The following is an 11,142-nucleotide window of genomic DNA, read 5'->3' as shown; positions in this document are numbered from 1 at the left end:
AGTATGTAAGACCCCTTGTAGACGACGAGGTTGATAGGTTCGAGGTGGAAGTGCGGCAACGTATGCAGCTGACGAATACTAATCGGTCGAGGGCTTAACCAAAATTCCTAAGTAAAGTACTTTACGTTGAGTTTCGTATCTAGTTTTCAGGGAATACTATTCCTGAATCGTATATATATCTTGGAGAGATACCCAAGTGGCTATAAGGGGACCCTCTGCTAAGGGGTTAGACTGCGTAAGCGGTGCGAGGGTTCGAATCCCTCTCTCTCCGCCAGTTCCAAATATATATACACTTTTATGTGGCGGCGTAGCTCAGCTGGCTAGAGCGTACGGTTCATACCCGTAAGGTCGGGGGTTCGAGCCCCTCTGCCGCTACCATAAAAACCAAAAACCAGATGGAGGCTTAGCTCAGCTGGGAGAGCATCTGCCTTACAAGCAGAGGGTCGGCGGTTCGATCCCGTCAGCCTCCACCATTATTTCACCCCAAAAAGTGAAGTAGATTCAACGATGGAGTTTCCGATTACTTTCCGGGGACCCCACAATAATTTGCCGTTGTAGCTCAACTGGTAGAGCAACTGACTTGTAATCAGTAGGTTGGGGGTTCAAGTCCTCTCGACGGCACCATTTTTATGGTAAGACCTTTTGTAGCATGGAGCTGTGGTGTAGTGGCCTAACATGCCTGCCTGTCACGCAGGAGACCGCGGGTTCGAATCCCGTCAGCTCCGCCATTTCTTTTACAATTAATGTAGGACATGCTATAAATAATCATTTGGCTTTGTAGCTCAGTCGGTAGAGCAGAGGACTGAAAATCCTCGTGTCGGCGGTTCGATTCCGTCCAAAGCCATTGAGATGGTTGTATTGCTTCGGCAGTACGGGTATCTCGTATCTGGAGGCTTAGTGAAGTGGCTAAACACGGCAGACTGTAAATCTGCTCTCTTCGAGTTCGGTGGTTCGAATCCATCAGCCTCCATTTTCCTTTCACCTACGAGTCATTAGCTCAGTTGGTAGAGCACCTGACTTTTAATCAGGGTGTCGTAGGTTCGAATCCTACATGACTCACTTTTATAAGCAAACGTACAAGACCGTAGGGTCTTTTTTTGTTTCCAGTATATATAGAAAAAGCATCCTATAGCAGGATGCTTTTTTGCTGTTCAGAGCTTGTCAGCGACGGACTGCATTTTTTGTTCCATGGAGGCGTGCTTGTCGCGGCGATCATCGATTTTGATGGATGTGGATACACGCGCAGCTCCATGCAAGAAGGGAACCTCGTGGACGGCACGGATAACCTCGAGTAGGCGATCTAATGGGCCTTCCAGGATGGTGCCCATGGGTGTCATTTGAAAGCGGACATCGGCATGTCGCTCTAATTCTTTATGGAGGTCAGCGACATAGCCGCTAAGGCTGGTTGTGGCTGTTCCGATGGGGATGATGGTGAATTCAGCAATAGCCATAGGGATCACATGCTCCTTCCTTTCGTGTACTTGCTGTTAAGGATAACAATCAGGAGCTTGCGAGGTCAATGATATAATCAGCAGTTCTTGCTGCTAAGGCCATTACGGTAAGCGTAGGATTGCCTCCACTAGAGGTGACGAATAGGCTAGCATCGCAAATGAAAAGGTTCGGAATATCATGACTTTGACCGTACGAGTTCACCACGGATGTAGTGGGGTCATTGCCCATCCGGCAACCACCCATCAGATGTTGCGTATCTGGCACGACATAGGAGATCTCTCCGCCCGCTGCGCGGAGGATCAACTTCATATTGTCAACAGCATGATCTAGGAGCTTGAGATCGTTATCACAGTACTTGAACGTTAAGGAAGCCATAGGCATGCCATATTCGTCTTTTTCATCAGCTAACGCAACGTGATTGTTCCAGTTAGGCAGTACCTCTCCTACCATTTTGAGACGACCATAGAAGTTGTAATCCTGCATAGCCCGTCTGAAGGACGAGCCCCACAAAGGCGCCTCCGTGGCCTTGCGAATGCCTTCTGCCATCTCAATAGGCCGAGAGCCGTGAGCGTGTATGGTATACCCGCGGACAAAACCTCTGCGTGGATCTGTCTCATAGAAATCTTGAGTAGATGCCAGCACGGGTGTTCCTTTGTACAATCGGACTTCCTCTTCAAACTTGGCATAAACGTCGTTGCTGCTATGCGTCATAATCGCCTTGCCTACCCATCCGCTGGAATTGGCTAATCCATCAGGGAACTGTGGTGTGGCGGAGTGGAGTAGCAAACGAGGTGTTTCCACAACGTGCGCGCAGAGGATAACGGTTTTCGCCCGTTGCCGATAGGTTATGCCTTCGTGGACGAACAGAACCCCGCAAGCATGTCCATAGTCATTTACTTCGATTTGAGTGACTCTGCAATCTGCGAGAATTTCGGCGCCTGCCTGAACTGCTTTAGGAATGTGCACAATCAATGTGCTAAATTTCGCATTGGGCATGCACCCTTGCAGGCAGAACCCACGATTGGTGCAAGCAGAGCGGCCTTCTAACGGGTTAGAGAGGATGGCTAAAGGTGTAGGTGCGGATTGAATACCAAGGGATTTGCAGCCTTTGTGAAATAAGACAGCATTAGGGCTAAGCGAATCTAGTTCTGGAAAGGGATATGGACCCTGAAAATTTCCCCAAGGGAAATGCTTAGGGCCAGAAACGGAGATTTCTTTTTCAATACGCGAGTAATAGGGTTCCAAATCTTTGTAATGAATAGGCCAATCTTCGCCAACGCTATCAATGGCCTTCGTTTTGAAATCAGATTCATGAAATCGCAGAAAAACCCCCGTAAAGTTCTGGGTGCCGCCGCCAATCCCTTTTCCAGACCGATGCTTACCAGTTACGAATGGCTCCGCTGCATCAACAAGGCGTGTATCCTCCCAAGCTAAGTGCTTCATACTCAGTTCATCACTTGCAAAATCCTTCTCAGGATCGCGCCAAGGCCCCGCATCAAGCACAACTACACCTAGCCCGGCTTCACTGAGTTCTTTGGCTAGAACGCCTCCAGCAGCTCCTGCTCCTACGATGACAATGTCTACGGTTTCATCTTCATAGCGCCATTTCATGATTGTTTCGCAGCCTCCCAGGATTCGAGTTGGTCAGGACTAGCAAGGGTATATCCGCGAGGATAGGCGGGTCCTCCAAACCCAATTTCCGACCAAACTAAAGGATGAGCATAGTAGGCTTCTACGCAGAGTTGAAGAAGCTTTTGAAATAAGATTTTTTGAGGAATGCCTTCCCAATTTTTCGTAGGTGGATAGTTATCGTTGCTAATTTGATGCATAATGCTCCGTTGGTTCGTCTCATCTAATTGAAAGAATGGCTGACTATTTGCGAGCCATCCTGTTTCATCAATTGCTTTGAGTCCTTGACGTAAAAGTAGTCGAACCGGAGGTGTGGTCACTTTCCGATGTCCTTCACCTTTATTTTCAGATAATACCTGATCGATATGGTTAATGACGTATTGAATGATTTCTCCACGATGATCGTCCATAAGCAGTGAACACCAAGCACGAAGCGTTTCTGCCTCAACCACTGTTACATATCCGTATGCGTGTTCACGAATAAGTCGAGCATTCACTATCGATCTCGTATGTACATCCCAGTTCGTACTTTGTTCCATAACATCAAAGGCTGGATATTGATTGTGATCTTTCATGCTTGTCACCTCCATAGCTAACGAGAATAAAAACCGATAAGTGCTACTTCAATTATTTCCAAATCCATGAAGAATATGAGGACGACACCAACGAAGTTGTATTTATAAAGAAATGAAACAATTGGCACCATTGCCAATGTCATGGTTGTTAGGAAATAATTTAGGAATGAAAGTCTTTTCATTACCATGGTAATCTTGTACTAATAAAGAGAGATGATTTCCATATTACCCAACTCACCCAAGAGAGCACGTACAGGAGGAAGTACAATGTTAAAGAGTCTTGCACACCGCACGTTAGGAATAACTGCTGCGATCACGATCGCATTATCAGCAACAACTGCCCTTTCCGCTTATGCCGCAAATGATGATATGGATGCCGTTTCTTTGGCCAAAAAAATGGTTGGCGTAGATTACTCCAAAAGTGATGAAACACCATCCGCTGGGTTTGATTCATCCGGACTGATTTATTATGTCTATGAAACGTTAAATTACACAGTACCTAGAACTTTAGCGGATCAATTCAACATGAAATCGACAAAAATCACGAAAATAGATAAAGCTGAGCCAGGTGACGTCTTGTTCTTTGGTAGTGGTACAAAGCCAACGTTTGCTGGGATCTATGTAGGCCAAGGTAAAATGGTCATGGCATCCCAGAGCAAAGACGAAGTCGTCACTCGCAATGTAAGTGAGCTTAAGGGCAGCTTCATTGGCGGAAGAAGCATTCTTTCAGCGAAGGATCGTTTGAAAGCCGAGTTGATCCTAACCGCTCAGAAATATCTTGGTACTCCCTACGTATTTGGTGCAAAATATGGTCAAACCAAAACAATGGATTGTTCCTCTTTTACAAAAACGGTGTTTGCTGCTTATGGGATTACACTGCCACGTGTTTCTCGCGACCAAGCTAAGGAAGGCACTTTCGTTAGTAAAAGCAATTTACAAACCGGAGACTTGGTCTTCTTCACAACGGTGGATTCCGGTAAGAATATTGGACATGTTGGTATTTATGTAGGTAACGGCATGATGATTCATACGTATGGAGAGGGTGGCGTGAAATTTACATCTATCAATAAAGAATGGTGGGCTGATCACTATGTAACGGCTCGCCGCGTAATTAAATAATGCTTTTACTTAAGGACCTTCTTGCCAATTCTGGCAGGAGGGTTCCTTTCGATTCACAAGAATAGGCAGACATATGGTACAATAGCGAGATAAATATAGAAGATGCTATAGGCAATAAGGAGTGAGGGCAGATGATTTGGGAGCATGTCAAGGAGCGATTGGAAGCGGTCTTACAGTCGCCAATACAGATAAGCCTGATACCGGATTCCGAATGGCACCAGCTTGTGGAGGATCAGGGAGAGCACCAAGAAGGATTGATTCGTAGTGTGATCCGGGGAGAGGAAGTTCTTTTCTTCATTTCACAGGATCATAAAGAAGTTCGTGTCCTAAAGATAAATGGGAGTAAGTTGTCTATTTCGGAACGCAAACTCGTCGAACTTACGATCGAATCCAAGCAAACTGTAGAGAAGAAGCAATTCGGCTCCTATCTGTCGGAAGATGAAAGGAAGTCGAATCAATTAAGAGATTGGCTGCTACAGCAAATGGAACGCGGTACAGGCCACGCAGAGCTTCCTGATGCGCTTGCTTCACAGTCATCGTTGTATTCAACCAAAATTCCTCTCTTGTTGTATGGGGACTATCCTCAGAACCAGCGTGTATCCTATACGGAGCTTAAGAAGCTGTTGGAATCTTTTTTTGAAGCGGAGATTATTCTGATTCCTTTACTGGAAAAAGAGTGGTTAATCCTAGCACCAGAGGTCCTTATTACTAGCGGAAGTGAAGATCGCGATGGGGACGAGGAAGAAAGTGTTGAGCAAACCCTTGATGCACTTGGCTCAGGCTTATATGAGATGTTGGCAAATGAGTGGGTAGGCGAATGCCATCTTGCGATTGATTTCCCTGTGAAACCGGCGAAGTCTTTGTTTGCTACCGTGCTTAAGCTGCGCGAGACCATTATGCTGGGCCGATCCTTCCATGTAGGCAGCTTTATTCATTTACGTTGGGAGCTTCGTCTTGAGAAGCTGTTGCACCTTATAGAGGAAGAGGAAAAGACAGATTTCCTTGAGCAGGTGCTTCGCGGCACAGATCATGTGTTGGATAGCGAGACGGTAACGACGCTGGAGCATTTCTTTACACTAGACTGTAATGTTAGTGAAACCGCGAAGAAGCTTTATATTCATCGCAATACCCTGCTTTATCGGTTGGACAAGTTCAAGAACGAGACAGGACTGGATGTTAGAACGTTTAATCATGCGGTTTTGGTACGTCTGGCCTTGCTATTGTACAAAGTAACGAAAAGAAAGTGATTTTTTTGTAGGGATTGTGCATAGTCAGTCCGCCGTTCGTAGGGTAAGATGTGTATATAGAAATGTTGAAGATAAATAAAGCATTTTGAACGATAAATTGTAGGGGGAATGAAATCATGGCAGGCGTACGTTTAAATCATATCGTTAAAAGATATTCTGGTGCAGAAGAATCAACAGTTAAAGATTTCCATCTTGAAGTTGCTGACAAAGAGTTCGTAGTTCTTGTTGGTGCATCCGGTTGCGGAAAATCCACAACTCTTCGTATGATCGCAGGTTTAGAGGAAATCACTGAAGGTGAACTTTACATCGGAGACCGCCTTGTAAATGACGTAGCTCCAAAAGATCGCGATATCGCGATGGTATTCCAATCCTACGCTCTTTATCCGCATATGACTGTTTATCAAAACATGGCATTCGGATTGAAACTTCGTAAATTCAAAAAAGCTGATATCGATGCTCGCGTTCGCGAAGCAGCGAAAATTCTAGATATCGTTCACTTGCTTGATCGTAAGCCAAAAGCTCTTTCCGGTGGTCAACGTCAACGTGTTGCCTTGGGTCGTGCGATCGTTCGTGAGCCACAAGTATTCTTAATGGATGAGCCGCTTTCCAACTTGGATGCGAAACTTCGTGTACAAATGCGTGCGGAAATCACAAAACTTACAAAACGTCTTGGTGTTACAACGATCTACGTAACGCATGACCAAATCGAAGCAATGACAATGGGCGATCGTATCGTTGTTATGGATAAAGGTATTATTCAACAAGCTGCTACACCAGAAGAAATCTACAACTTCCCAGTGAACATGTTCGTTGCTGGATTCATTGGATCCCCATCCATGAACTTCATGTCTGGAACATTGGCATCTGAAGGCGGCGGTGTATTCTTCAAAGCAGGTACTGTCAACGTTGAAGTTCCAGCTGGTAAAGCACAAGTTCTTAAAGACAAAGGATTCGTTGGCAAAGAAGTGATTCTGGGAGTTCGTCCAGAAGATATTCACGAAGAGCCAGTATTCTTGGAAGCTTCCCCGAACACAGTATTCAACGTTAACGTTGAATTGACTGAGAACTTGGGTCACGAAATGTACTTGTACTTGAACGGTATCGGCGCTAACACAGTAATCGCTCGTGTTGACGGTCGTTCCGGAATCAAAGAAGGTACTAACGTTAAATTGGCACTAGACATGAACAAAGTTCATTTCTTCGATAAAGAATCAACACTTTCCATCTTGGTTAACCCAAACCTATAGGATTGTACTGAAAGGCCAGCCGTTATCGGCTGGTTTTTTTGTTTATTTCGAGGTTCATGAACACAGTAGTTGATTTCAATTCGGTATTCCATTACGATGAAACTATTGGAAGCCTGCAAGGGGAAGCAATGGTACATAAGCAAATTCGGAGGAGTTAGGACAATGGCCAAAAAGGTAAAGGTTTCCGAAATGATGGAACAGCTACATATGGAAGTGTTAGCAGGAGAGGGTGGACTTAAGCGTCCGATTACTACTGGTGACTTGTATCGGCCTGGTCTTGAAATGGCGGGATATTTCAATTACCATCCCAAAGAGCGAATTCAGATGCTTGGTAAAACAGAGATTACGTTTATAGAGATGTTGACGACGGGTGTTCGGAGAAATCGGGTTGAACAGCTTTGTGCCCCTGAGGAAACGCCGTGTATTATTGTAACCCGAGGATTGGACGTTCCCGTTGAATTGCTCGAGGAGGCGACTAAGCGTGATCTGCCAGTGCTGAGAACGCAGCTGTCAACGACGATTTTTGCAAGCCGATTAACTGGTTTTCTTGAAAATAAGCTTGCGCCCAGCACGACGATCCATGGTGTACTTGTTGATGTATATGGGGTAGGTATGTTAATTACCGGTAGCAGTGGGATCGGGAAGAGTGAAACAGCGCTTGAGCTTGTGAAACGAGGGCATCGACTGATTGCGGATGATGCGGTTGAGATTAGGCAAAATGGCGATAAAGTATTAACGGGTAATGCCCCAGAGTTGATTCGTCATTTACTAGAGATCCGCGGTGTAGGTATCATTAACGTCATGACATTATTCGGCGCAGGCGCGATTCGTAATGTGAAGAAGATTTCGGTTGTTGTGAAATTGGAGAATTGGCAGCAAGAGAAACAATATGATCGTTTGGGCTTAGATGAGGAGCTAACGCGGATTATCGATACGGATCTGCCGCTAGTTACGATACCTGTAAGACCAGGCCGAAACTTAGCCGTCATTGTTGAGGTTGCTGCGATGAATTATCGCTTAAAGCGTATGGGTTATAACGCGGCGCTGCAGTTTACGAATAAGCTGACGGAATCGTTGAATGAAGATTTTGAGGATTTTGATTGAGAGAGGGCGTAAGCTCACCAAAATAAAGGAGTGGAACTATGTTAGAAAGTATTGCGTTCTCCTTAGGGCCGATTCATGTAAGGTGGTATGGCATTATTTTGGGAACAGCCGCATTAATCGGTTTAATGTTGGCAATCAGGGAAGGGAAACGATTCAAAATCGTACCTGACTTCTTCATGGATTTATTGTTAATTGGGGTTCCTTCTGCCATTATTGGGGCTAGAATATATTATGTAGCTTTCCAATGGGCTGATTATAAGGATAATTTATGGGAAGTATTCATGATATGGCACGGCGGGATTGCAATTTATGGCGCTCTGATCGGAGCTATTATCGGTACTTCATTCTATATTCGGGCCAAAGGATACAACTTCTTTCGAATTGCGGATATCCTTGCGCCAGGTCTAATTGTTGGACAAGCAATCGGTCGTTGGGGCAATTTTATGAATCAGGAAGCTCACGGCGGTCCGGTAGAAGAGTCGTTCTTGAGAGATACCTTGCATTTACCGAATTTTATCGTGAATCAAATGAATATCGAGGGGACATTCTACCACCCTGCATTTCTCTATGAATCATTATGGAGCTTTGTAGGTCTGCTGATCTTGTTCTGGCTTCGTCGCAGGCCGTTTTTGCGGGCAGGGGAGCTATTTCTAAGTTATTTCATCTGGTATTCGATCGGTCGTTTCTTTATTGAAGGGATTCGTACGGATAGCTTAGACATCACGGGGCCGGGTTGGTTGGCTTCATTAATGAATGCGTTATGGTCACCTATGAAAATCGTGTTTGAACCAGGCGTACTGACATATGGAGGGAATATTCGATTCTCCCAACTGCTTGCCTTGTTGATTGTCATTGCGGCCGTGATCATGATCATTATTAGAAGGAAAAAAGGCTATTCCAATGAACGTTACTCGGATCCAATTGTATCTAAGCTAGCGATTGATAAAAACAACGTAGTCAATGAAGAAGAGACAGATAAAGGAGTCAACTATGATTCAAACCGTACTATTTGATTTGGATGGGACGATTGTAGACACGAATGAGTTAATTGTACAATCGTTCTTGCATAGCTTGGAAGGTGAAACACCGGAACCTATTAGTCGTGAGCTTATTATTCCCAATATGGGGCGGCCGCTAGTGGAGCAAATGGAGTTTTTTACAGGAAAGAAAGAAGTTGAAGCACTGATTACTAAGTATCGTACATTCAACCTTGCTAAACATKATGAGCTTGTGCAGGAGTTCCCGAACGTGCGTACGGTAATGGCTAAGCTTCACGAAAATGGTATCAAAATCGGTATCGTGACGAGCAAAATCAGGCTTACCACATTGATGGGACTTAAACTCTGCGGGTTAGATTCTTACGTCAGCGCGATTGTGACAGTTGATGATGTAAAAGAACCAAAGCCGAGTCCTGAGGGTATCTTTGCAGCGCTGAAAGAGCTTGGCAGCTCGGCTGAAGAAGCGATGATGGTAGGCGATAGTCATTATGATATTGAAGCTGCTCAAAATGCTGGAGTTACTTCTGTTGGCGTATCTTGGTCCTGGAAGGGGCGCTCTTATTTAGAGCAGTACAACCCGGATCATATCGTCGATGATATGTTTGACCTGTTGCCGCTAGTTGGGATATCGTCGGAAGTGAAGGTTGATTGAGGCAGACAGAGAAGTATCCCGTAGATGGCCCCAATGCGCTATGGCAAATTTACCAAACGGTGAGTAAGTGGAAGGCCATGCGAAATTTCGTTTGGATTCAAATCACCCGTTATTCACCATCGTTGCGGTTGAAAAACTGGATCTATCGTCGTGTTCTGGGCATGACGGTTGGTGAGCACTCGGCATTTGCCTTGATGGTGATGGTGGATGTGTTTTTCCCAGAGAGGATCTACATTGGGAGCAATACAATAATTGGCTATAACACGACGATCTTGGCGCATGAGTATTTAACGAAGGAATATCGTTTAGGTGACGTTCGTATTGGATCTCATGTGATGGTGGGGGCTAATACGACAATTCTGCCAGGTGTGACGATTGGTGATTATGCGATTATTGGCGCTGGATCTGTCGTTCATAAGGATGTAGCCCCGAATAGCTTCGTGGCAGGTAATCCGATGCAGGTAATTCGGTCGGGCAGTGCTTAGTGTATGAAATATACAAAAATGGACTCAACATCGTTGTGATGTTGGGTTCATTTTTTGTTGTAGAGAAGAAAGCCCAGCATTCAAATTATGCGATGGTGGCGGTAACAGAGGAGGCCACGGTCAAGGGCCGAGTGCGACACAAGAACCAGGACCTAATGGTGGTGGGAAAACTCCGAACGAACCTGTAGAGGAAGATTAATCTAGATTTATCTCTTGGAGAGGGCATACTGCCGCGGCAGCATGCCCTTTCCTATTGCCCGGCGCCACAATGCGCACCAAGAATCCATATGCGGTGTGAAAGGGAAAGACTTCTACCTAAGCGGTCGAATAACTGGATTTTATACATCTAAATGGGCAGAATTTCGGCGGTAAAAGCAAATAGATGGATTTTCTGTTGTTAATTTCAGCCAATTGAGCTCGATGAGCTACTTTCGACGAAAATAGATGTAGAAAATACAGCTAATCGTTGAAAAGCGTGGATTTGCTCCAAATTAACTGTAGGTTTTCAGGCTGTCGAGTAAAGCGCTTTCATGAAACTTTCAATACCCTCCAATTTGCTTTCCACGCATATTTACATGCAATAAAAAAGATCCCCCTTTTGTTTGCGCACTTCGCAAGCTGTCGGGCGATCTTT

Annotated in this window: 10 protein-coding genes, 8 tRNA genes and 1 rRNA gene; 16 read left to right on the top strand and 3 right to left on the bottom strand. The window is 45.1% G+C overall.

What is annotated here, in order from left to right; genetic code table 11:
* The 9 genes from AB4114_RS35025 to AB4114_RS34985 form a co-directional block, all read left to right on the top strand.
* Positions 1-102 (top strand): 23S ribosomal RNA (locus AB4114_RS35025); the annotation flags it as partial.
* An 80-nt stretch (positions 103-182) separates the two neighbouring features.
* Positions 183-274 (top strand) — tRNA-Ser (locus tag AB4114_RS35020).
* A 27-nt stretch (positions 275-301) separates the two neighbouring features.
* A tRNA-Met gene (locus AB4114_RS35015) sits at positions 302-378 on the top strand.
* A 19-nt stretch (positions 379-397) separates the two neighbouring features.
* Positions 398-473: transfer RNA gene (locus AB4114_RS35010), tRNA-Val, on the top strand.
* A 75-nt stretch (positions 474-548) separates the two neighbouring features.
* Positions 549-624 (top strand) — tRNA-Thr (locus tag AB4114_RS35005).
* Positions 625-651: 27 nt separating this feature from the next.
* Positions 652-728: transfer RNA gene (locus AB4114_RS35000), tRNA-Asp, on the top strand.
* A gap of 43 nt (positions 729-771) precedes the next feature.
* A tRNA-Phe gene (locus AB4114_RS34995) sits at positions 772-844 on the top strand.
* Between the two features lie 44 nt (positions 845-888).
* Positions 889-970 (top strand) — tRNA-Tyr (locus AB4114_RS34990).
* A 16-nt stretch (positions 971-986) separates the two neighbouring features.
* Positions 987-1,059, top strand: a tRNA-Lys gene (locus tag AB4114_RS34985).
* Between the two features lie 92 nt (positions 1,060-1,151).
* Here the strand turns inward: AB4114_RS34985 and AB4114_RS34980 are convergent.
* Genes AB4114_RS34980 through AB4114_RS34970 form a run of 3 tightly spaced genes read right to left on the bottom strand, consistent with a single transcriptional unit; the run spans position 1,152 to position 3,656 of the window.
* Entirely contained in the window at positions 1,152-1,451 is a 300-nt protein-coding gene (locus AB4114_RS34980) for an MTH1187 family thiamine-binding protein (RefSeq protein WP_441992554.1), read from the bottom strand.
* A gap of 49 nt (positions 1,452-1,500) precedes the next feature.
* Positions 1,501-3,063 (bottom strand): GMC family oxidoreductase, encoded by a 1,563-nt coding sequence (locus AB4114_RS34975; protein WP_441992553.1) that lies wholly within the window; start codon positions 3,061-3,063, stop codon positions 1,501-1,503.
* Complete coding sequence (locus tag AB4114_RS34970; RefSeq protein WP_441992552.1) at positions 3,060-3,656, bottom strand: gluconate 2-dehydrogenase subunit 3 family protein; 597 nt, start codon at positions 3,654-3,656, stop codon at positions 3,060-3,062. The genes AB4114_RS34975 and AB4114_RS34970 overlap by 4 nt, the downstream gene beginning before the upstream one ends.
* 267 nt (positions 3,657-3,923) lie before the next feature.
* Here AB4114_RS34970 and AB4114_RS34965 point away from each other — a divergent pair, with 267 nt between their 5' ends.
* The 7 genes from AB4114_RS34965 to AB4114_RS34935 all read left to right on the top strand — a co-directional run bounded on the left by AB4114_RS34965 (position 3,924) and on the right by AB4114_RS34935 (position 10,508).
* Positions 3,924-4,775 carry an NlpC/P60 family protein gene (locus AB4114_RS34965; protein WP_441992551.1) on the top strand — a complete coding sequence of 284 codons (852 nt, stop codon included), beginning with the start codon at positions 3,924-3,926 and terminating at the stop codon, positions 4,773-4,775.
* Between the two features lie 131 nt (positions 4,776-4,906).
* Positions 4,907-6,022 (top strand): PucR family transcriptional regulator, encoded by a 1,116-nt coding sequence (locus tag AB4114_RS34960; RefSeq protein ID WP_441992550.1) that lies wholly within the window; start codon positions 4,907-4,909, stop codon positions 6,020-6,022.
* Between the two features lie 116 nt (positions 6,023-6,138).
* On the top strand, positions 6,139-7,269 hold the full coding sequence (locus AB4114_RS34955) for an ABC transporter ATP-binding protein (RefSeq protein WP_173120442.1): 1,131 nt from the start codon (positions 6,139-6,141) through the stop codon (positions 7,267-7,269).
* 162 nt (positions 7,270-7,431) lie between these two features.
* Positions 7,432-8,373 carry an HPr(Ser) kinase/phosphatase gene (hprK, locus tag AB4114_RS34950; RefSeq protein WP_436233550.1) on the top strand — a complete coding sequence of 314 codons (942 nt, stop codon included), beginning with the start codon at positions 7,432-7,434 and terminating at the stop codon, positions 8,371-8,373.
* A gap of 38 nt (positions 8,374-8,411) precedes the next feature.
* Positions 8,412-9,386: a prolipoprotein diacylglyceryl transferase gene (gene lgt, locus AB4114_RS34945; protein ID WP_441992549.1), complete on the top strand. Its 975-nt coding sequence runs from the start codon at positions 8,412-8,414 to the stop codon at positions 9,384-9,386.
* Positions 9,364-10,023: a pyrophosphatase PpaX gene (gene ppaX, locus AB4114_RS34940; RefSeq protein ID WP_441992548.1), complete on the top strand. Its 660-nt coding sequence runs from the start codon at positions 9,364-9,366 to the stop codon at positions 10,021-10,023. Before lgt ends, ppaX begins: the two co-directional genes overlap by 23 nt.
* Positions 10,020-10,508 (top strand): acyltransferase, encoded by a 489-nt coding sequence (locus tag AB4114_RS34935; RefSeq protein ID WP_171629320.1) that lies wholly within the window; start codon positions 10,020-10,022, stop codon positions 10,506-10,508. Before ppaX ends, AB4114_RS34935 begins: the two co-directional genes overlap by 4 nt.
* The last annotated feature ends 634 nt before the right edge of the window (positions 10,509-11,142 follow it).

This window comes from Paenibacillus sp. 2RAB27 (genome assembly GCF_052115445.1).
Lineage (GTDB): Bacteria > Bacillota > Bacilli > Paenibacillales > NBRC-103111 > Paenibacillus_E.
This window is presented reverse-complemented; position numbering and strand designations above follow the sequence as displayed.